The organism is Kribbella sp. NPDC055071 (assembly GCF_053608045.1).
The window spans coordinates 110,366-129,531 of sequence record NZ_JBSGUS010000007.1; the positions used below are offsets into that span (position 1 = coordinate 110,366).

The 19,166-nt window shown below is 68.3% G+C and carries 19 protein-coding genes; 4 read left to right on the top strand and 15 right to left on the bottom strand.

Features of this window, described 5'->3' with window-relative positions; genetic code table 11:
- Nucleotides 1–228 precede the first annotated feature (228 nt).
- Together ACWF4Z_RS14085 and ACWF4Z_RS14090 are read left to right on the top strand one after the other, a co-directional pair.
- On the top strand, nucleotides 229–1,827 hold the full coding sequence (locus ACWF4Z_RS14085; protein WP_452243415.1) for a copper resistance CopC/CopD family protein: 1,599 nt from the start codon (nucleotides 229–231) through the stop codon (nucleotides 1,825–1,827).
- Nucleotides 1,824–4,010 (top strand): S8 family serine peptidase, encoded by a 2,187-nt coding sequence (locus ACWF4Z_RS14090; protein ID WP_452243416.1) that lies wholly within the window; start codon nucleotides 1,824–1,826, stop codon nucleotides 4,008–4,010. Before ACWF4Z_RS14085 ends, ACWF4Z_RS14090 begins: the two co-directional genes overlap by 4 nt.
- 48 nt (nucleotides 4,011–4,058) lie before the next feature.
- On the opposite strand, the gene ACWF4Z_RS14095 is transcribed toward ACWF4Z_RS14090, so the two are convergent.
- The 9 genes from ACWF4Z_RS14095 to ACWF4Z_RS14135 all read right to left on the bottom strand — a co-directional run bounded on the left by ACWF4Z_RS14095 (nucleotide 4,059) and on the right by ACWF4Z_RS14135 (nucleotide 11,187).
- Nucleotides 4,059–4,550: a DUF2231 domain-containing protein gene (locus ACWF4Z_RS14095; RefSeq protein ID WP_452243417.1), complete on the bottom strand. Its 492-nt coding sequence runs from the start codon at nucleotides 4,548–4,550 to the stop codon at nucleotides 4,059–4,061.
- A 71-nt stretch (nucleotides 4,551–4,621) separates the two neighbouring features.
- The gene (locus ACWF4Z_RS14100; RefSeq protein WP_452243418.1) at nucleotides 4,622–5,068 is read right to left on the bottom strand and encodes an FMN-binding protein; all 447 of its coding nucleotides are present in this window, start codon (nucleotides 5,066–5,068) and stop codon (nucleotides 4,622–4,624) included.
- A complete protein-coding gene (locus ACWF4Z_RS14105) occupies nucleotides 5,065–5,607 on the bottom strand; it encodes an FMN-binding protein (protein WP_452243419.1) in 543 nt (180 codons plus the stop codon). The genes ACWF4Z_RS14100 and ACWF4Z_RS14105 overlap by 4 nt, the downstream gene beginning before the upstream one ends.
- Nucleotides 5,608–5,620: 13 nt before the next feature.
- Nucleotides 5,621–7,042, bottom strand: a complete 1,422-nt coding sequence (locus ACWF4Z_RS14110; protein ID WP_452243420.1) for a ferredoxin reductase family protein — start codon at nucleotides 7,040–7,042, stop codon at nucleotides 5,621–5,623.
- A gap of 23 nt (nucleotides 7,043–7,065) precedes the next feature.
- Complete coding sequence (locus tag ACWF4Z_RS14115) at nucleotides 7,066–8,298, bottom strand: sensor histidine kinase (RefSeq protein ID WP_452243421.1); 1,233 nt, start codon at nucleotides 8,296–8,298, stop codon at nucleotides 7,066–7,068.
- A complete protein-coding gene (locus ACWF4Z_RS14120) occupies nucleotides 8,295–8,957 on the bottom strand; it encodes a response regulator transcription factor (protein ID WP_452243422.1) in 663 nt (220 codons plus the stop codon). Before ACWF4Z_RS14120 ends, ACWF4Z_RS14115 begins: the two co-directional genes overlap by 4 nt.
- Nucleotides 8,954–9,724 carry an FAD:protein FMN transferase gene (locus ACWF4Z_RS14125; protein ID WP_452243423.1) on the bottom strand — a complete coding sequence of 257 codons (771 nt, stop codon included), beginning with the start codon at nucleotides 9,722–9,724 and terminating at the stop codon, nucleotides 8,954–8,956. The genes ACWF4Z_RS14120 and ACWF4Z_RS14125 overlap by 4 nt, the downstream gene beginning before the upstream one ends.
- Nucleotides 9,725–9,781: 57 nt before the next feature.
- Complete coding sequence (locus tag ACWF4Z_RS14130) at nucleotides 9,782–10,663, bottom strand: alpha/beta hydrolase (RefSeq protein ID WP_452243424.1); 882 nt, start codon at nucleotides 10,661–10,663, stop codon at nucleotides 9,782–9,784.
- A 2-nt stretch (nucleotides 10,664–10,665) separates the two neighbouring features.
- Nucleotides 10,666–11,187, bottom strand: a complete 522-nt coding sequence (locus tag ACWF4Z_RS14135; protein ID WP_452243425.1) for a type 1 glutamine amidotransferase domain-containing protein — start codon at nucleotides 11,185–11,187, stop codon at nucleotides 10,666–10,668.
- 106 nt (nucleotides 11,188–11,293) lie between these two features.
- Between ACWF4Z_RS14135 and ACWF4Z_RS14140 the strand changes: the two genes are divergently transcribed.
- Nucleotides 11,294–11,647: a hypothetical protein gene (locus tag ACWF4Z_RS14140; RefSeq protein ID WP_452243426.1), complete on the top strand. Its 354-nt coding sequence runs from the start codon at nucleotides 11,294–11,296 to the stop codon at nucleotides 11,645–11,647.
- A 21-nt stretch (nucleotides 11,648–11,668) separates the two neighbouring features.
- Here the strand turns inward: ACWF4Z_RS14140 and ACWF4Z_RS14145 are convergent, their stop codons facing one another.
- From ACWF4Z_RS14145 to ACWF4Z_RS14160, 4 genes are read right to left on the bottom strand one after another with little or no spacing between them, the layout of a single operon-like run.
- Nucleotides 11,669–12,010 carry a hypothetical protein gene (locus tag ACWF4Z_RS14145; RefSeq protein ID WP_452243427.1) on the bottom strand — a complete coding sequence of 114 codons (342 nt, stop codon included), beginning with the start codon at nucleotides 12,008–12,010 and terminating at the stop codon, nucleotides 11,669–11,671.
- Nucleotides 11,997–12,305 carry a hypothetical protein gene (locus tag ACWF4Z_RS14150; RefSeq protein WP_452243428.1) on the bottom strand — a complete coding sequence of 103 codons (309 nt, stop codon included), beginning with the start codon at nucleotides 12,303–12,305 and terminating at the stop codon, nucleotides 11,997–11,999. The genes ACWF4Z_RS14145 and ACWF4Z_RS14150 overlap by 14 nt, the downstream gene beginning before the upstream one ends.
- Nucleotides 12,302–13,531 (bottom strand): NRAMP family divalent metal transporter, encoded by a 1,230-nt coding sequence (locus ACWF4Z_RS14155; protein WP_452243429.1) that lies wholly within the window; start codon nucleotides 13,529–13,531, stop codon nucleotides 12,302–12,304. The genes ACWF4Z_RS14150 and ACWF4Z_RS14155 overlap by 4 nt, the downstream gene beginning before the upstream one ends.
- A complete protein-coding gene (locus tag ACWF4Z_RS14160; RefSeq protein WP_452243430.1) occupies nucleotides 13,528–13,950 on the bottom strand; it encodes a hypothetical protein in 423 nt (140 codons plus the stop codon). The genes ACWF4Z_RS14155 and ACWF4Z_RS14160 overlap by 4 nt, the downstream gene beginning before the upstream one ends.
- Before the next feature lie 166 nt (nucleotides 13,951–14,116).
- Between ACWF4Z_RS14160 and ACWF4Z_RS14165 the strand changes: the two genes are divergently transcribed.
- Complete coding sequence (locus tag ACWF4Z_RS14165) at nucleotides 14,117–16,828, top strand: ATP-binding protein (RefSeq protein WP_452243431.1); 2,712 nt, start codon at nucleotides 14,117–14,119, stop codon at nucleotides 16,826–16,828.
- A gap of 4 nt (nucleotides 16,829–16,832) precedes the next feature.
- On the opposite strand, the gene ACWF4Z_RS14170 is transcribed toward ACWF4Z_RS14165, so the two are convergent.
- Both ACWF4Z_RS14170 and ACWF4Z_RS14175 read right to left on the bottom strand, forming a co-directional pair.
- Entirely contained in the window at nucleotides 16,833–17,684 is an 852-nt protein-coding gene (locus ACWF4Z_RS14170) for an MBL fold metallo-hydrolase (protein WP_452243432.1), read from the bottom strand.
- Nucleotides 17,685–17,776: 92 nt separating this feature from the next.
- Nucleotides 17,777–19,159 carry an MFS transporter gene (locus ACWF4Z_RS14175; RefSeq protein WP_452243433.1) on the bottom strand — a complete coding sequence of 461 codons (1,383 nt, stop codon included), beginning with the start codon at nucleotides 19,157–19,159 and terminating at the stop codon, nucleotides 17,777–17,779.
- Between the last annotated feature and the right edge of the window lie 7 nt (nucleotides 19,160–19,166).

Consider the following 19,166-nt stretch of genomic DNA (forward strand, 5'->3'; position numbering starts at 1 on the left):
CCTGGTGCCTGGACATCTGTGGGTGATCATCTGGCCGTCCGGTGGATCCGGCGGGCCGCATGACGGCTCTGTCATCCGCAGGTCATCCGGCGGTCATCTGCATGCGCGCGGGGGATGACGGTCCGGTCATGAAATGACCGTCGTGTCATGAATCGGGTCGGGCGCCGGCCACGGTTCCTATCGTCAGATGTCGGTGCGCTGTCCCGGCAACCGACAGGAGGGGGAGCCGTGTGGCGCCGCTGTCTGCTGACACTCGCCGGCGTGCTGATCCTCTGCGGGCTGCCGGCGGTCGCCGCTGCCCACACCGAACTGGTGCGCGCGGATCCGGCCGACGGGGCCGTACTCGCCGAGTCTCCGGGCCTGGCCCAGCTCTGGTTCAGCGGGGATATCGCGGCATCCCGCAGTACTGCGCGACTCGTCGACGAGCACGGTGGCACTGTGCCGGAAACCCAACTGGTGCGAGGTTCCGGCGATCCGCGGGTGATCGCCATGGAGCTGCCCAGCCTGGCTCGTGGTTCCTACGGCCTGCTGTGGGAGGCCGTGTCGGCTCGTGACGGGCACACCTCGACCGGGACGGTCACCTTCTCGATCGGACGCCCCGGGATGTCGTTGCCGACAGCTACCTCCGGTGGTTCCGGAGGACTGGTACAACGGTGGATCTGGTTGCTTGCGCTCGCGGGCGTGGTCGGGCCACTGGCGATCGTGATCTTCGTCCTTCGCACGCCGTCGGATCCGACCGCACTGGCCGCACGCCGCCGACTGCTGATCGCTGCGCTCGCCTGCACAGTCGTTGCCATGGGCATACATCACTCCGGGCTCCGGCTGCTGACCCTGGCCGTGCTGTGCGCCCTGGTGTGGCTCGTGCTCGCGGAGTGGGTCGTGGCGGCGATGCTCCTGGTACCTCTCGGCGTACTCATGTGGCTCGAGGCTCTGGGCAGTCACGCGGCGGCGCTGCCGTCCGGTCGGCTCTTCGCGCTGATCGCCGATGCGGTCCACGCCTTCGCCGGGCTGCTCTGGCTGGGGGCGGTTCCCGCGCTGCTCGTCGTCTTCTGGCGCGGACCGCGTGCCGAGTTGGTGAAGAGCTGCCGAGGTCCGTTCTCCGTCTTGGCAGCCGGAAGCGTTCTGATCGTCGTGGTGTCAGGGCTTTACGGCGCCGGTGTCGAGGTGGCCACCCCTCGAAGCATCCTGGCCGCACCGTACGGGCGCTTCCTTCTGCTGAAGAGCGGCCTGCTGGTGGCGATGGGTCTGCTGGGGTTGCTCAATGCCTGGCGGCTGCGCAGACGCTCTGTGCCGCGAGCAACGATCGCGGGTGAGGCGGCCGTCGGTGCGCTCCTGCTGGTGGCTGTGGCCGCACTCGTCGGGCAGGCGCCTCCGGTGAGTACGCCGTCCGCCGTCGCCCCGGAGGTCACCCGCAGCGGCTTCGTGGCGGACCTGGTAGTCACGGTATCGGCGACACCGAACCAGCCTGGGGTGAACTGGGTGACTGTGCTGGCGGACAGCAGTCGCCGACCCGCCCCGGCTCCGCTTGGTGGTGTCGACCTGCGCATCGGCGATCAGAGTGTGGTCCTGCAGCGACTGACCACCACTCGCTACTTCGCGACGTATCGCGCTCCTTCGGCCGGAGTTGTGCGGATGGTCGCCGTACTGCATCGCGCCGACGGCGACTACGCCGTACCGATCGACTGGCAGGTGTCGGCACCGGCAACCCGGTCGGCGCCCGGACGCAGGCTGGCGCCGTACGTCGACGGCGCCGCGTTGCTCCTGCTGGAGCTTGGTGTCGTGGTGTGTGCCTGGCGGCTTGTTCGAGGTCCTGGAGGTTCACGATGAGGTCTCTTGCGGTCGTGGTGATCGCGTCACTCGGGCTGTCCGGACAGGCTCTCGCCGGCCCGGCGGCCGATCCGTTCGTCGATGTCGTCGTGGTGATGAAGTCACAGGACGCCCCCACGGTCGCGACACCGAACCGCGGCGAGCGGCTTCGCCAACTGGAGAAGGTGTTGCGGGACCATGCGGACGCGACGCAGGCCGGCGCCCGGCAGTTGCTCGCCGTACGCCGGAAGCAGGGGCGGGTGACCTCGATCGTCCCGCTGTGGATCACCAACGCGATCAGTGCCCGGGTCCGCTCCAGCGTCGCGACGGAACTGGCGGGCCGACCCGAGGTCCGCGAGGTCCGGCCGAGTACGACGGTTCTGGCGCCGAGCGTCTCGGCTGCGGCAGCCGTCGAACCGAACGTGGACCAGATCAACGCACCGGCGTTGTGGAACCTCGGATACCGCGGTCAGGGCATGGTCGTCGCGTCGATGGACACCGGCGTGGACATCGGTCATCCGGAACTGGCGGCGCGCTGGCGTGGTGGCGGCAACAGCTGGTACGACCCGAACGGACAGCATCCGGCCACGCCGATCGACCTGATCGGCCACGGCACGCAGACCATGGGTGTGATGGTCGGCGGAGACGCCGGCGGGTCGTCGATCGGTGTCGCGCCGGACGCGCGCTGGATCGCGGTCAAGATCTTCAACGATCGCGGGCAGGCCTCGTCGACCGCGATCCACCTCGGCTACCAGTGGTTGCTCGACCCGGACGGCAACCCGGCGACGGCCGACGCACCGAACGTGGTGAACAACTCCTGGACGATGACCGCGGGCAGTTGCAGCCTGGAGTTCCAGCCGGACCTGCGCAACCTCCGCGCTGCGGGCATCCTGCCGGTCTTTGCCGCCGGCAACTACGGACCGGCGGCCGGAACCTCGGCCAGCCCGGCGAACAACCCGGAGGCACTCGCGGTCGGCTCGGTGGACGGCAGCGGGTCGATCGATCCGTACAGCAGCCGCGGACCGTCCGCCTGTACGCAGGCGACCTACCCGCAGCTGGTTGCCCCAGGCACAGATATCCGGACGACCGATCTGTACGGCGGCTACCTGAACGCCTCCGGTACGTCGCTGGCCGCACCCCAGGTCGCCGGAGCGCTGGCGCTGCTCCTCCAGGCCACCCCGGGACTGCCGGCTGATCGTCAGCAGGCAGCACTGCAGGCCGGCGTCGTCGATCTGGGTCCGCCGGGCGCCGACAACGACTATGGCACCGGGCGCCTCGACGCGTTGGCTTCGTTCAACTGGCTGCGCAGTACGCCGGACTTCGGGCTGAGTGTGGCGCCGGCGTCGGTGACCGTCCAGCCCGGTGGGACTGCGACCTACACCGTGACAGTCACGAGTAGTGGCGGATTCAGCGGGGATGTCGCGCTCTCACTGAGCGGGCTGCCCGGGACCTTCGATCCACCGGTAGTCCACGGTGGTGCCGGCGCAGTCACGCTCACAGTCGCCGCCCCGATGACCACGGGCACCAACTCGCTCGTCATCACAGGCTCGAGCGGCGCTGTAAGCCATACTGCGTCGGCCTCGCTGACGGTCGTACCCCCGCCGGACTACAGCATCACCGCGACTCCTGGCGTACGCACGGTGAACGCGGGGGTGGCGACCGCGTACACGGTCGCTGTTGCTCCGGCCAACGGTTTTGCCGGCGACGTGACGCTGTCTGCCGCCGGCCTACCGGGCAGTGTCGGCTCCCTGGCGATCAGTCCGGCAGTTGTGCACGGCAGCGGGACAGCGCAGCTCGCTGTCACGACTTCGGCTACCGCGCCCGCCGGGACCTACGTCCTCACGGTGACTGGCGTCAGCGGCGGGCTCAGTCACTCGGTTGCGGTGACGCTGGTCGTCAACAGACCGGACTTCGCCGTGACGATGAGTCCGTCGTCGGTGACGATCACCCGCGGGCAAACCGCGACGTACACCGTCAACGTGACGTCGGCCGGTGGATTTGCCGGCTCGGTGAGTCTGAAGGCCGCGGGCCTGCCGGCGAACGCGTCCGCGACCTGGACCGGTAGTCCGGTCGCTGCGCCCGGGACCGCGACGGTGAAGGTGAAAACGACGTCGAGTACGACGCGCGGCACCTTCACCGTGAAGGTCACGGCTACCAGTGGATCCCTGACCCACCAGGCGACAGCAGCTTTGGTGGTCCGCTGACCTGGCGGGCCGGGATCTTCTGAGACCGCAGGAGGCCGGACGCCTCGGTCAGGATCCGGTGGCCCACCCACTCCAGCTCGCCTTGGCGCCGGAGTCACCGATCCTGACGACGTCGTACACAGCTGTGCCCGCGACGAGGACGGCGACTACTGTCACGACGGTTGTGACAATGCCCGAGGTCGGTGCCAGGTAGGCGCGCTTCACCGGGCTCGAGCCGTTGGCTTCGCGTTGCCGCCACCAGACGACCAGCGCCAGTACGGCGACGGCAAGGGCGGCATAAAGGGCGGTGTCGCCGAGTTCGGCGTGGCGGCTGATGAGGGCGTTGGGCGCCAATTGGTGTTCGAGCCACTCCCCCGCGCTGGTCGTGATCGGTACCAGTACGACGACAAGTAGCGCCAGGATCGCGTTAGGTCCGGCCAGCCGACGTCGTGCGGCCGGCCAGATCGCGGTGAGCGCGAGCAACACCGCTGACAGCGGCAACAACACGACGATGGCATGGACAAGGAGGACATGGGCGGGCAGGCCATTGACTGTGTGCATCAGATTCCTTCGGGGCGCTGGAATGGAGTTGCAACGGTCGCAGTCAGTTCTTGGGGGTTTCTTGGAGCCCCTCAGCCCTTCAGGTGGGCGGCATCCAGGGCTGCCTGCAGCGAACGCCGGTAGCCGTCGGAGGTGAACGTCGCGCCCGACACGGTGTCGATCTGTGCGCTCTGGGCCGCGATCGCCTCCTGCTCCAACTGAGGCAGCGCGTACGAACTGATCTCCCGGTCGCGCCCTCCCGACGACGGATAGACGAGCGCGGTGACCGCGACCAGACGCTGCGAGCGGATCGTGATCCGGACCTGCACCGGTCCGTACCGGGTGTCGGCCGACGTACCGTTCACCGTCGTGGTCCCGGTCGCGGGTCGGGTGCTGACGACGCCCGGTGCGGCCGCGGTGGCCGTCGGCGAGTCGGTCCGGTTCGTGCTCGTCGGGTACAGAAAGAGCAGGCCGATCAGTACCGCCGAGGCTCCGATCACCGCCGCGTTGCGCCGCAGCCGCGCGGCATGGGTCCTCATCGCGCGCCGGCTTGATGGGCCGCGTCGAGGGCGGACTGCAGCGATTGCCGGTACCCCTCGGACGTGAAGGTCGCTCCGGACACCGTGTCGATCCGCGCGCTCTGCGCGGCAACGGTCTCCTGGACCAGTTGCGGTACGGCGTAGCTGTTGATCGCGTCGGTTCGTCCGTCCCCGCTCGGCTGGGCCAGGGCACGCGCACTGGTAATCCGGCCGCTGCGCACGCTGATCTGGACCTGAACCGGCCCGTACTCGGTCTGGGCCACGCCACCGGCCACGATCACGGACGTCGGCGTCGGCGTCGATTTCGGCGTCGATTTCGGCGTAGGTGCCGGCGTGGACGGGTGTGCCGATGCGTGGACGGTGGGACTCGGTCGGCTCGCCGGTGCGGTCCGGGCGGCGGACCGATGGGAAGACGGCCCGGGTTGCTCGACCTGCACCGATGACACCGCGGTGGTCGCCGGCTGTGCGCCCGCCCTCGCTGCCACCCCGACGACCACCAACGTCGCGGCCGACATGACCAGTTTGATTCCGCGCCTCACGCACGTACTCCTCTCACCACGAGAACCGCTCTTGATGCAACTGGTTCGGCGGAAGACCGCTTCCAAGGGCGGCTGCAACCACCGCGTCCATCCACGGATCAGGACCGCACACGTAGACGTCGTACTGGTCGATGTCAGGGACGAGTTTCCGCAGCGCGGCCTCGTCGGACCAGGCCGCGGCACTCTCCGGCAGCCACGACTGCCGGTCCCGGATCCGCCGGCCAAGCAGGTAATGAACCGTGATGCCGCGGCGACGTGCCAACTGGTCGAGCTCGTCACGGAACACCAGGTCCTCGACCTCGTGGGCCCGGTACACCAGAACGGCGTCACCCGGCCGATAGTCGAGCTCCTCCAGCAACGCCCGTAGCGGTGTGATCCCGATACCGCAGGCGAACATCGCGAGCTTGTCGGTCAGGCGGCGCTCGCCGGTCAATCGACCGTACGGGCCCTCGATCGCGACCTTGGTACCTGGCCGCAATCCGGCCAGCCGGCTGCTTCCGTCACCGGCCGCCTTCGCGGTCACCCGGAGACGGTCGGGCGCGGGCGACGCGGACAGGGAGTACGGGTTGCCGCGCGACCACCCGGGGCCGTCGAGGAACCGGAAGACGAAGTATTGACCCGCCTGCACCGGCAGCCGATGCAGACCACGACCGGCGAGCGTGACCGTCACCACGCCGGGACCTTCGCGGACGACCTCGCGCACCGAGAGCCCGTGCCGAAGGGTCCGCCACACCGGCAGGGCGACGCGGTAGAGCAGGATCGCAGCGAGGGCGACGCCGTATGCGGACCACCAATAGACCCGCGCCACCGATGACGTCGTGAAGTCCTGGCCGGTCCAGATCTCGTGCGGGACGGAGAGCCCTACCCCGACGTACGCATAGAGGTGCAGCAGGTGCCACGACTCGTACCGCAACGCCCGGCGCGCCGCCCGGACCGAAGTGACGACGACGACCGTCAACGCGACGGTTCCCGCGACCGCGAGCAGCATTCCGCCGTACGTCGTGACGACGTTCCACGTCTCACGCAGAAGATTGTTGTGATCGCGGAGCGTGTATCCCGCAAGGATCAAGCCGACATGGACTATCAACAGGTTGAAGGACCAGAAACCGACCAGCCGGTGTCGGCGGGCCAGCTCGTCCTGCCCGTAGCTCCGCTCGACCATCGGCACCCGCGCCATCAGGAACACCTGTACCAGCAGCAGGTCCGCGGCCACGAGACCGGCCAGCCGACCCAGCGACGTCAGCAGATCGGCCGGGCCGGACGCGAGCAGCTGAACCCCTCGCCCGGACAGCCAGAGCACAACCACCACGAGTGCGCTGCTCCAGCACAGGACGCCGATGGCGTCGCGCCACCAGACCGGCGTACGACGAAGCCGCCGCCGGACATGCCCGATGCGATGCCGGCTCGTGGCCTGCTCGACAGCGCGGTTCGTCATGCTACGACTATGACCGCGAAATCTTAGGCTTTCCTGTGACCCGGTACCTCGAACGCGGGCAGGACCAGTTCGAAGGTCGCGCCGACCTCGCTCGGAGCCAGCCGGAGCTGGCCACCATGCCGATTCGCGACATCGTGGGTCAGCGCCAGGCCCAAGCCGTAGTGTGCCCGGCCGGCGCGATGCCCGCCCGTGTCGAATCGGCGCAAGACCCGTTGTGCCTGCTCCGGTCCGATCCCGGGCCCGGTGTCACTGACGGCGAGGATCACGTCACCCCGCTGCCGTCGTACGGCGATCCGCACCTCGCCGTCGACCGGGGTGTGGTCGATGGCGTTGTCGACCAGTGCGATCGTCGCTCGGCGGATTGCGCTGGTCGCACCCAGGACCAGCAGACTGCCCTCGTCCGCCTGCCACCGCAGCCGTACGCCGGCCTGGTGTGCGTGGGCTCCAGCGCTGTCTGCGACATCTTCGGCGACCCGGGCGAGATCGACCGGCTCATGGTCCTCGGCACCGCGCGGGTCGGCGGCCGCGAGCAGGTCGTCGACGACCTCGCCGAGCCGCTTGGTGTCCTGGACAACCCCACCCGAGTCGCGCAGGATCGCGTCGCTCGAAGTGCTGCGGCGCAGGGCACGGTCGAGGACCTGAGCCCGCGTGCTCAGCAACGTCAGTGGCGTCCGCAACTCGTGACCGGCGTCGGCCACGAACGACCTTTGCAGGGTGAGTGCCTGCGCCAACGGCCGCACCGCGCGGCGGCCGATCAGGATGCCGAGCAGCGCCGCGAACAGGAGAGCGAGGGCCGACGCCAACCCCATGGCCTCGAGCAGCCGCGCACGCTCCTGATGCGCCGTCGCCAGATCGAGCACAGCCTGGACCGGCCTGCCCTTGATGATCGCGGTGGCGATGCGGTACTCACCGGCGCCGCTCTCCACGGTGATCAGTCGAACCTGCGCGCCGGCGCCGGTTCGCATCGCGGCCAATTCGGGGAGAAGGCCGTCCGGCAGCCCGGGTGTCACCGACGTACCGGCAGGGCCGGTCATGGCCAGCCACATGCCGGCCGGTGGGTCGCCGACGTCATCGGCTGTCGCGATCGCGGACCGGAGCAGGTCGTCGGCCGCACCCGCTTGGCTGCGGACCACGACGATCGTTACCGACGCGATCAGCAGCAGCATCGCCACCGCGACCAGAGCCGCGACCTGGACGGCGACGCCACGAGCGGCTCTGCGGACAAGGATCTCGTCACCGATCGGCCGCGCGCTCATGAACTGCCCAGCCGGTAACCGAGGCCGCGGACAGTGCTGATCACTCCGCGCCCGAGCTTCCGCCGGCAGTAGTGGACGTAGGTGTCGACGACGGTCTCCGACTCCGCGTCGTCGAAGACAAGGTCGAGCAGTTCGCCACGGCTGAACACGACACCGGGCCGCGCTGCCAGCAGACCGAGCAACGCCGCCTCACGCTCGGACAACTCCACGGTCTCGCCATCAGTACGTCGTACGCTGCGGGTGGCGAGGTCGAGGGAACCACCTGGGATGTTCAGCTGACGGGCGTGGTCGAGGTGCCGGCGTAAGAGAGCCCTCAGGCGCGCCAGCAACTCGGTGAGCTCGAACGGCTTGGCCAGATAGTCCTCGGCTCCGGCGTCCAGGCCGTCGACCCGGTCCTCGGTCCGGCTGAGCGCGGACAACACCAGGATCGGCGTACTGACGCCACGGCTGCGCAATCTCGCGATCAGATCCAGGCCCTCGACGGCCGGCAGGCCGCGGTCGACGATCATCGCCTCGAACGGCTGGGTCAGTGCGATGTGTAGTCCGGTGTGACCGTCGCCGGCCCGGGTCACGGCGTACCCCTCGTCGGCCAGCACCCGATCGAGCAGGCCGGCGAGATCTGCGTCGTCCTCGATCAGAAGGATCCGACTCCCTGTCATCCTGCCGCCGCTTCGCTCGAGGGCCAACCGTCCGTCGCAAAAAGGTTGCCGTCAGCAAGAATACCCAGTCCTTCGTACCCGGGCAGCGCCGCGAGCACACCAGGCCAGTCCTGGCCGGCGACGAACGCCGCGGTCGCGAGCACATCGGCGTACTCCAGGGACGGACCGCACACCGACACCGACAGCCACTGAGCGTCCACGGCATTGCCGGTTCGTGGGTCGTACAGGTGTGCCCCTCTGGCCGCCGTACCGCTGGTGGCGACAGCGCCGTCGGTCCGCGCCAGGGTTGCGACCACTCGCCCGGGATCACGCGGGTCCTGGATTCCGACCGTGAACGGACGATTACTTGGGGACACGACGAGAACGTCGCCCCCGACATTCAGGCACCAGTCCAGGTCAGGGACTTCGCGCAATCGTTCTCCCGCGCGTTCGACTGCCCAGCCCTTCACCAGCCCCGACGGGTCCCATCCGCCGCCCGGCAACTCGGCGTCGAACAGCCCGCCGGTCAGCTCGCGGGCCCGCACACACCGGTCGGCCACCTCCCGCACGACCAGATCGACGTCGCCCCAACTCAGCTCTCCACGCGCCAGCCGACTGACCGCGCTGTCTGTCTTGTACGGCGAGAACACCCGATCGACCTCGACCAGCTCCGCAAAGACCTCCCGCACCGCCGCGTCCGCCTGCGCAGACTCCGCCCGCTCCCCACGGGCCAGCACACTGACCGGCAGACCCATGATCTGCTCGACCCAGCTCCGCCTCGACACCATGCGGCAACCGTACTTCCGAGCCGGAGTCCCGACCCACCAACCACTCCCTGTCGGCGCTCAGTCGCCCGGGGCGAGGAAGGTGCGGAGGCTTTCGGTGAGTTCCGCCGGTGCGTACTCGGCGACGTGGTGGGGCGAGTCGATACCGTGGCCGACTATCTGCGGGCACCACGGACGCCAGATCGCCAGGGGGTCGCCGTACAGCTCCTCCATGTCGTCCTGGGTGGACCACAACATCATCGCTGGACAGGTGATCTGCCGTCCCGCGGCACGGTCTTCCTCGTCGTGGCGACGGTCGATGCCCACGCCGGCGCGGTAGTCCTCGAGCATGGCGTGCACGGTCGCGGGGTTGCGAATGGCCGCCAGGAAGTCGGCGTGGTTCTCCGGACCGAGGTGATCCGGGCCGTTCGTCGTCCAGGCGTCGTACCAGGTTTCTGGATCCGCACAGATGACGCGCTCGGCCGGCTTGGCGGACTGTGCGAAGAACCACCAATGCCACCAGGCCTCGGCGAAGGTGGCGTCGCACCGCTCCATCGCCTCGACCGTCGGTATCCCGTCGATGACCACGAGCTTCGCCACCCGGTCCGGATGATCGAGGGCCGCGCGGTAGGCCACCCGCATCCCGCGATCGTGCCCGACGACCGCGAACTGGCGGTGCCCGAGGAGCTCCATCAGCCCGACGATGTCACCGGCCATCGCACGCGCCGAGTACGGCGTGTGGTCCGCATCGGTCAGCGGTTTCCCGGATTCGCCGTACCCGCGCAGGTCCGGACACACGACCGTGAAGCCGGCTGCGACGAGCCGCGGGGCCACGGCGTACCAGGTGGTGTGGGTGCGCGGATGCCCGTGCAAAAGCACGACAGCGGGTCCAGCGCCTCCCCGCCGGACCCGAATCCGAACCCCCGCGACCTCCACCTCGTCGAGCAGGAATCCATCGAACATGTTCAGGCGAGTGCCTTGAGCAACGTTGCACTGAAGGCGGGCAGGTCGTCCGGGTTGCGACTGGTGATGAGGTTGCCGTCGGTGACGACCTGTTCGTCAACCCAGGTCGCGCCCGCGTTGCGGAGGTCGGTCTGCAGGCTCGGCCACGACGTCAGCGTGCGCCCACGAACGACATCGGCCTCGATCAGCGTCCAGGGCGCGTGACAGATCGCGGCGACCGGTTTGCCCGAGGCAACGAAATCCTTGACAAAGGCAACCGCCGTACCGTCGCGGCGCAAGGCGTCGGGATTGGCCACGCCGCCAGGCAGGACGAGGGCCGCGAACTCATCCACCGAGACGTCACCGACGACGGCATCGACCGGCAGCTTCTCCGCCGCCGTCAGATGGTCGAACGTCTGGACCTGACCACTCTCCGGACTGATCAGAACCGGTTCGTGTCCGGCGTCCTTGACCGCCTCCCACGGCTGCGTCAACTCCACCCGCTCGATCCCCTCCGCGGCCACCAGGAAAGCGATCCTGCCCATCCGGTCCTCCTCCAAGTCATGCGTCCACGCCTACGTGCCAGCCGGTACCCCCGGGTGTCCGGGAAGAAACGCGCGTGGGGTGGCGGTCAGCGGGTACTGGCGCGACATGACTGTGAAGCTGAATGAGAAGGCGCTCGCGCACGCGAAGTATTTGGTCGGTAAGGGGCAGACGGTCAAGGACGAGCGGGACGACTGGAGTGAGCACGCGCCGACCGCCGACGAGCAGAACGCATACCTGGACAAGCACGGCTGGAGCGACTACAGCCTGTGGTTCCTCGGCGTCGACACCGACAAGGGCGAGGAAACCAAGGGCCACTACGAGTTCCCGTACGGCGACTTCCGCCGCGTCCATCGCTGTGGCGTGATCAGCGCCGAGTCCCGCGCCGCGCAGTACGACCATCCCGACATCCAGAAGGCCCTCGAGCAGATCCACGAACTCCTCGACGGCAACCACGCCTGAGCATCGTCGGCGAGCGCCCTCTCAGTAGCGGGAGGTTTCTTCCAGGGGTTGTAGGTCGGCGCGGCCGCGGCGGGCGGTGACGACTCCGGTGGTGATCTGCTCGACCTCGGTCCAGGGCAGGTACCAGACTGCGCCGAGTCGGGAGTGGACCAGGCGGCGGAGCAGGGCCGGACCGAGGTGGCGTTCGTAGCCGAACAGGCGGGTGGTGTGGTTCTCGACGACGATCAAGCCGTCGACGCGTAACGCACGCTGCATCGAGGTGAGCAGCGGTCCGTCCTGAATCAGGCGTACGTCGGCCACTCCGCCGATGTCGTCACCGGCGCTGTCGTGGACGCGATGTCCGAGGAGTTCATTCAGCCGCATGTCCCGCTCCGGGGATCTTGTCGATCACGTGGCGCTCGACCCATTCGTCGTAGTAGTCGAGGTCCAGGTCCTGCACCTGGACCGTCACGGCCGTGTCGATCTCGGCGATCCGTCGCGCGGTGATGCGTTCGCGGCCGGAGATCAGCGCGGCGACCACCGGCGGATCCGCGTCGAGGTCGAGCTCGACGTCGTCGATCTTGCCGGCGAGGTGGCCGTCGGCCTGGTCGATCAGCTGCCGGTCCAGGAGATGCAACTGGGCGTGGAGTACGCGTCCGGACTCGTTCGGCATGGTCATTGACCTGCTTTCGTGACGATCATCAACGGTATGGCGGCAACTGAGGTGACGATCAGCAGCGCCAGATAGACCAGAGCGAGCGCGTTGCGCACCCGACCGTTCGTTTCGCGGCCCACGTAGTCCGGATCGTTCGCAACGATGAGGATCGGCAAATATGTCAGCGGCAACGCCATCGCCGCGAACACGACGGAGTACTCGGTCACCTTCACCGGATCCACCGCGGTGAGCAAGGTCAGTACCGCGAGGACCAAGCAGACGATGATGACGACGTGGAAGCGAGACGCCTCGCGCGGGCGGACGAACTTGCCCCACTGCCACCCGCGGTACTGCGCGATCGTGTACCCGCACGACAGCGCCGTCTCCAGCGCCGCGCCGAACGTCGCCGCGAACATTCCGATCAGCACGACCGCCAACCCGATCTTGCCCAGGGCAACCGTCACCGGCAGCGCGACCTGGCCCAACGTGCCGACCTGGATCCCGGCGGGCAGGAAGAGCACCGCGGCGCACCCCATGATCGACAGGGACAGCAGCCCACCGAGCGGGAACCCGATGAACACGTTCGTCCGTTCGGTCCCCAGGTCGCGCCGCGTCCACTTCTCCTCGACCCCTCCGGAGGAGAAGAAGAACACCTCGTACGGCGTCATCGCGGCGCCGAACAGGGCGATCGCGTAATAGGCGTACGTCGCCCAGCCCTCGTGACCGGTCGGATGCGGACTGGTTGCCTGGTGCAACAACTGGCCCCAGTCCGGACCGAGCTTGAACAACGCGACCGCGAACACGATCAGCAACAGTCCCAGCAGACCGAAGACCTGCTCCAGTCGCGAGAACTTGACCCGCCAGATCACCAGCCACACCGCGAGTGCCGCCAGCGGCATCCACAACAGATAGCTGACTCCGCTGGCCAGCTCGAACGCGAGAGCCACCCCGCCGATCTCGGCGATCAGAGTCAGCAAGGTGACGAGGAAGGACGCAACCAGGGCGATCAGACCGGTCCGCGGACCGAGGCGTTCCCGGATCAGGTCGAACACCGGCCGCCCGGACATCGCCACGATCCGGCCGGTCATCTCGGCGTACACGATGATCCCGAGCACGCCGACGATCACGACCCAGGCCATGTGCATGCCGAACCGGGCACCGACCAGCGCGTTCGTGACCAGGTCACCGATGTCGACGAAGCCGCCGATCGCAGTCAGGATCCCGAGCGTGACCCCGAGGAGCTTCTTCACCGGGACAGCTCCCCGAGAGCATCGGCCGCTCGTTTCAGCGCGTCGAGCTGCTCGCCGGCCGCCGTAAGGTCGTCGTTGCCCAGCGCAATCCGAACGGCGGTGACCGTGGTCTGCGCGTCGTCGAGCGCCTTGACGACCTGCTCGTACAGTCGCGCCGATCCCTCGGTCTGCGGCTGCTGCGACTCGAACGAGGTCACCGCCGTACCGAGGCCCTTCTCCGCGTCGACGACCATCCGGCCGGCCGGCTGCGACCAGAGCTGATGCGATCGCAACTGCTCAACCACCAGCCGGGTGGTGTTGACCTCGGAGACCGCTTCCCGCGCCGACTGCGCCGCAGCGTCCCGGATCTTCTGATCCGGACTCGCACAACCAGCCAGCACGAGGACCAGCAACAGTCCGCCAGCGCTCCACCGCCGCACGCTCACCACCCAGGTCCGACAACAGTTCCGGCTTCCGGTACCCCCTGATCAAACCGCCGCGTTCGCCGCCGACGTCGGCGGCGTGCTCGCCTGACCGTCGGCAGGCAGCTCTGCGTGGTCTTGTTGTGGTCTGATTCCATGGTCTGGGACGAGAGCGGAGGGGACGATGGGCGAACGGCGGCCGCTCCGCGGACGCAGCGAACCGCTGGGGTTGGCGTTGAGCGCCGTACGACGCGTGCGCGCGACTGATTCGTCAGGCATCGTGCTCGTCACCGGCCCGGCCGGGATCGGAAAGAGTGCGGTGCTGGCCGAGATCTGCCGGCAGGCCGCGGCACAGCGGTTCCGCGTATCCCAGACGAAATGCGACGAGCTCGAGCAGGTCTCCCCCGGTGCGCCGGTCATCGCCGTATTGCGCTCAGGTCGTGACCCACTGATCTCGGCCGACGACTACGAGTTGGTCGGCTTGTCCGGAACGCTGGTGCTCGCCGACCGGATTGCGTCGTACCTGGAAAAGGCCGCCACCGCCGGGCCGCTGGTGATCGCGATCGACGACCTCCAGTGGGCCGACCGGATCAGCCTCTTCCTGCTGCGCTCGTTGATCCCCCGGCTGGTCGGCCTGCCGGTCCTGTGGGTCCTCACCAGCCGCGACCAGCACCTGGAATCCCAGCTCGCGGGCGTGGATCACGTCCGTTTCCAGCACCTGCCGCTGCGGCCGCTCACCGGTCCGGATCTCGCCGCGATGGCCCACGACCGGCTCGGCGAGGCACCGAGCCGGCACACCCAGCAACTCCTCACAGCCGCGGACGGCAACCCGTTCCTGGCCATGCAAATCCTCGACGGGCTCGACGATGAGGTCCCGGCCGGGTTCACTGCCACGATCCACCGCCGGCTGGCCGAACTCAGCGATCCCGTACGACGGGCCGCCGAACTACTCGCCGCCGCCGGGAGTCCCCTGCCGATCGACGATCTCGCCATGCTCCAGCCCGACCTGACACCGGCTCTCGTCAACGATCTTGTGCGGAGCGGGCTGGTCACCGAAACCGACGGGACCGTTGCCTTCCGGCACGACCTGATCCGCGCGGCGGTGTATGCATCCATCAGCGGCCGGACCGCACGCGAGCTGCACCGCAGGATCGCCGATCATCTCCTCCGCGTCGCTCGCAAACCGTTGCTCGCGGCAGCCCAGATAAAGGCAGCCGCGATCGCCGGCGACCCGGACAGCGCAGAGATCCTGATCACCGCGGCCGAATTGCTGGCTCCGATCAGCGCCGACGACGCGGCCGAGCTCGCCCAGCTGGCCTTCGGTACCCTGCGGCCGAGCCACGACCGGTGGTTCGAGATCGGCCGACGCTGCCTGGCAGTGCTGTCGCGCGTACAGCACGTCGCAGAGACGCTTCGGATCGCCGACCAGCTGCTCGCCCGCACCGACGAAGCCGACATGATCGGCGAGATCGAGACGGTGACGGCCCGCGCCTTGTGGTTGGGCGGCCGGGTGGTCGAGCTCACCGAGCGCTGCGATCGCGTACTACGTCTCCCCGGGCTGGCGCCCGTCACCTCCGCCCGCCTCGTCGCTGCCGAGTCCCTCGCACGGACCCGGATGATTCCCGGTACCGCGGCCGCCGAGGGAGCCCACCTTGCTCTTGAAGCTGCGCGGGCCACCGGCGACCAGCAGGCAATCACCCTTGCTTTGCAGGCGTCCGGTGAGGCCGCCAAGAACGAAGGCCGGCATGACGCGGGCCTGCGGTTCTTCCGCGAACTCCGGCCGCTGCTCGGTACGTCGTACCTGGCGGAAGAAATCACTGCATTGCAACTCCTCGACCGCTACGAACATGCGCAGACCCTGCTCGACCAGGCCCGTAAAGACAGCGACGCCGCCGTCGAAGGCGCCGGCCCTGCGCTGGCCTACGCGCAGGTGTGGCAGGACTTCAACCTCGGCCGGCTCGACGACGCGGACGCCGGCGCGATCGGACTGATCGACCAGGGGCGGCTTCTCGGTACCAACGTGCAGTTGCTCGAGGCAATGATGATTCATGCCGGCGTCCTGCTGGTCCGCGGCGAGTACAGAGCCGCCGATCGATGGATCGAGGATGCCGTGCACCTCGCCGACACCGACGAGCATTTCCGCGATCCCTCGGCAGGGTTGATGCGCGGCTGGCTCGCGGCGGCCGAGGGCGACCTGCGCCGCGCGACGGCGGTGCTCGCGCCGCTGCTCGAGGCGGCCGCTGAGTCACGTTCGTTCTGGCCGTGGTGGCCCGGCTGGATGCCGGTGTTCTACGCGATCGGGACGGCGGCCGGCGAGCCGAAGTTCGCCCAGCAGGCGGTCGAGGTCGCCGAGCTCGGAGCCGAGCGCAACCCCGGTGTCCGCAGCTTCGAAGGGATCGCCCTCAACCTCCGTGGCCGGGCCGACCACGATCTCGCGCTGATCGCCCGCTCCGCCGAAGTACTTGCCTCGAGCCCCCGACCCGCGCTCCAGGCGGTTGGTGCCTCGTCATACGGCAAGGCACTGCTGACGGCGGGCGATCGAGAGGCTGCGATGGTTCAACTGGACAAGGCCTGGGACATCTATCAGGTGATCGGCTCGACGGTCAGCCGGGACGAGATCGCGACCACGATGCGGCGGTACGGCGTCCGCCGTACCAAATGGGACCAGGTGGTCGCGCGCCCGGCGACGGGGTGGAATGCCCTCACCGAGGCCGAGCAACGGGTGGCGAGACTGATTGCCGCCGGCAACACCAACAAGGCGGCCGCCTCGAACCTCGGTATCTCCATCAACACCGTCGGCACCCACCTGCGCGCGGTCTTCGCCAAACTCGGGATCCAGTCCCGCGTCCAACTCGCCAACGCCCTCCACGAGGCAGACACTCACCCGGACCGCTGAATGACTACGGTCGCTGGGTGTCGGCGGCGAAGGTGAGCGTGTAGCGGTTGCCGAGGTCGGGGTACTTGGCCAGCATCTTCGCGATGATCTCCTTTGCCGTCTCGCTGTTCGCAACGATGCCGTCGAAGTCGCGGATGTACTGGCGGGACGCGTCGAGCACCCGGCCGGCGTCGTCGTCCGGTGCGTCGGGATCCTTGTGACCCGCGATCACCGTCGTCGGCCGGAGTCGTTCGATCGCATCCAGCGACTCGATCCAGGCAGCGCGACTCTTCGGATCCGATCCCGCCAGCCACATGTGGATCCCGTTGTAGGCCACATCTCCAGCGACCACCGCATCCAGCTCCGAGACATGAACCACGCTGGACCGCTCGACGTCGCTCTGGCCGAGATACACGCAACTGAGCGTGTGCTCCTCGAGCTCCAGAGTGTCCCCAGCCATGGCGACCGGCGTCACCGGCTGAGCCGCGATCTGGCCAGGAAAGAACGATTCCCACACCGCTTGGTGACCGGCATCAACCTGCTCGACAGCCGCCGCCGCGATCTCCGGATGAGTCAGCACCGGCGTCTCCGGAAAGGCCCGCAGGACAGGCTCAAGCCCGTAGAAATGATCCGCGTGCGCATGCGTCACATACACCGAACTCAAACGCTTGCCAGATCGCTGAACCCAGGCAAGCAGCTCCTCCCCTTCCGCCAGAGTCATCAGCCCATCAACCAGTACGGCGTCCTGCGCACCTTCAACCAGCGTCGCCGTACTAGCCGGCCACGTCGGCTGCTGCCCCGAATCCCAAGACTTCGACGCCCCCACGAACGGCTTGTAAGGAGCAAGAAACACCTCGACCGCCAGCAACCCAGCCACCTCCTCGCGACGTGCCCGACAGCAGCATCATCACCACCCTCCCACCCGAACGACATCACCTGAACAGGTGACCGCTACCTGTGGCTCGGTAGTCAACTGCTCCTACGGGGTCTGATGCGAGTGCTGTTGAGTGCTGCGAGCAGGAGTAGGGCTGCGGCTATGCCGAGGCTGAGCTGCATGCCGGTGAGGAAGGTGTCGGGATTGGCGATCAGGGCGCCGAAGACGGCGATGGCGACGGCTCCGCCGATTTGGCGGAAGGTGTTGAAGACGGCGCTGGCTGTTCCGGCGCGTTCGGCGGGGACGCCTTCGAGGACGACCCCGGTCACCGAGGGCATGGCCAGAGAGCCGCCGGCGCCGATCGGGATGACACACAGCGCGGTGATCACCGCCGATCCCAGGTGCGCCGTGAGTACCAGAGCCACCAGACCAACCACCATGGACAGCAGGCCGGCGACGACCGGGATCCGGGCGCCGAACCTGTTGGTGACCGGTCCGCTGGCAAGGTTGCCGGCGATGGCGAAGAAGGCCGACGGGAGGAATGCCAGTCCGGCGTGCAGAGGAGTCAGCCCGAGGTGTTGCTGGAGGAACAGGCTGACGACGAACACGTTGCCGTAGTTTCCGACCATGAAGGCGAACCCGACGGGAAGCGCCAACCGGAATCCATGGGCGTGGAACAGTTCCAGCGGCATCATCGGCTGGCGGCCACGTGCCTGCACCACCAGGAAAGCGGCCAGCGCGACTACCGCCAGCGCGAGGGCAGTGACGACCACGGGACGAGTGAAGCCGCGGTGACCACCTTCGATCAGTCCGTAGATCAGCGTCGCCAAAGCGACGACCGCGAGGACCTGGCCGGACCAGTCGAACCGGGAGGGTCGGGTGGGTGACGGACTAACCGCCAACAGGAACGCGACCATCCCGGCACACACAGGCAGATTGATGATGAAGACCCAACGCCAATCCACTGTGGTGAGCAGTCCTCCGAGCGGCTGCCCGACGAGCCCGGCGACGGCGCCGCCGACCGCCCACACGCCGAGCGCGCCGGCTCGCCGGCGAGGGTCGGGGAAGGCTTCGCGGACCAGCGCCATCGATGCCGGCAGCATGACCGCCGCGGTTGCGCCCTGCGCGCAGCGGGCCGCGATCAACGACCCGATGGTCGGGGCCGCCGCGCACGCGGCCGAGGCGAGGCCGAATCCGAGGATGCCTGCCAGCAGGGCCTTCTTGGCGCCGATGCGGTCGGACAGAGTGCCGGCGAACAGCAACAACGCGGCGAACAGCAGGGTGTAGCCGTCGATCGTCCACTGCTGTCCGGTCGGCCCGCCGCCGAGTTCGGCCCTGATCCGCGACAACGCGACGTTGACGATCGAGATATCCAGGGTGATCAGAAAGAACCCCAGCGACGCGACCGTGATCACAGTACGAGCGTGCGGAGCATCGGGGACGGCGGTTGCCTCCGAGGTCGCCGAGGAATCAGCCATAGCAACG

Bases quoted from the DNA above. Each gene is read 5' to 3' on its own strand.
- ACWF4Z_RS14100 (WP_452243418.1), bottom strand. From the start codon at position 5,068: ATGAGGACCCATGCCGCGCGGCTGCGGCGCAACGCGGCGGTGATCGGA.
- ACWF4Z_RS14120 (WP_452243422.1), bottom strand. From the start codon at position 8,957: ATGACAGGGAGTCGGATCCTTCTGATCGAGGACGACGCAGATCTCGCC.
- ACWF4Z_RS14125 (WP_452243423.1), bottom strand. From the start codon at position 9,724: ATGGTGTCGAGGCGGAGCTGGGTCGAGCAGATCATGGGTCTGCCGGTC.
- ACWF4Z_RS14095 (WP_452243417.1), bottom strand. From the start codon at position 4,550: ATGCACACAGTCAATGGCCTGCCCGCCCATGTCCTCCTTGTCCATGCC.
- ACWF4Z_RS14130 (WP_452243424.1), bottom strand. From the start codon at position 10,663: ATGTTCGATGGATTCCTGCTCGACGAGGTGGAGGTCGCGGGGGTTCGG.
- ACWF4Z_RS14150 (WP_452243428.1), bottom strand. From the start codon at position 12,305: ATGACCATGCCGAACGAGTCCGGACGCGTACTCCACGCCCAGTTGCAT.
- ACWF4Z_RS14140 (WP_452243426.1), top strand. From the start codon at position 11,294: ATGACTGTGAAGCTGAATGAGAAGGCGCTCGCGCACGCGAAGTATTTG.
- ACWF4Z_RS14145 (WP_452243427.1), bottom strand. From the start codon at position 12,010: ATGCGGCTGAATGAACTCCTCGGACATCGCGTCCACGACAGCGCCGGT.
- ACWF4Z_RS14165 (WP_452243431.1), top strand. From the start codon at position 14,117: ATGGGCGAACGGCGGCCGCTCCGCGGACGCAGCGAACCGCTGGGGTTG.
- ACWF4Z_RS14175 (WP_452243433.1), bottom strand. From the start codon at position 19,159: ATGGCTGATTCCTCGGCGACCTCGGAGGCAACCGCCGTCCCCGATGCT.
- ACWF4Z_RS14110 (WP_452243420.1), bottom strand. From the start codon at position 7,042: ATGACGAACCGCGCTGTCGAGCAGGCCACGAGCCGGCATCGCATCGGG.
- ACWF4Z_RS14090 (WP_452243416.1), top strand. From the start codon at position 1,824: ATGAGGTCTCTTGCGGTCGTGGTGATCGCGTCACTCGGGCTGTCCGGA.
- ACWF4Z_RS14135 (WP_452243425.1), bottom strand. From the start codon at position 11,187: ATGGGCAGGATCGCTTTCCTGGTGGCCGCGGAGGGGATCGAGCGGGTG.
- ACWF4Z_RS14115 (WP_452243421.1), bottom strand. From the start codon at position 8,298: ATGAGCGCGCGGCCGATCGGTGACGAGATCCTTGTCCGCAGAGCCGCT.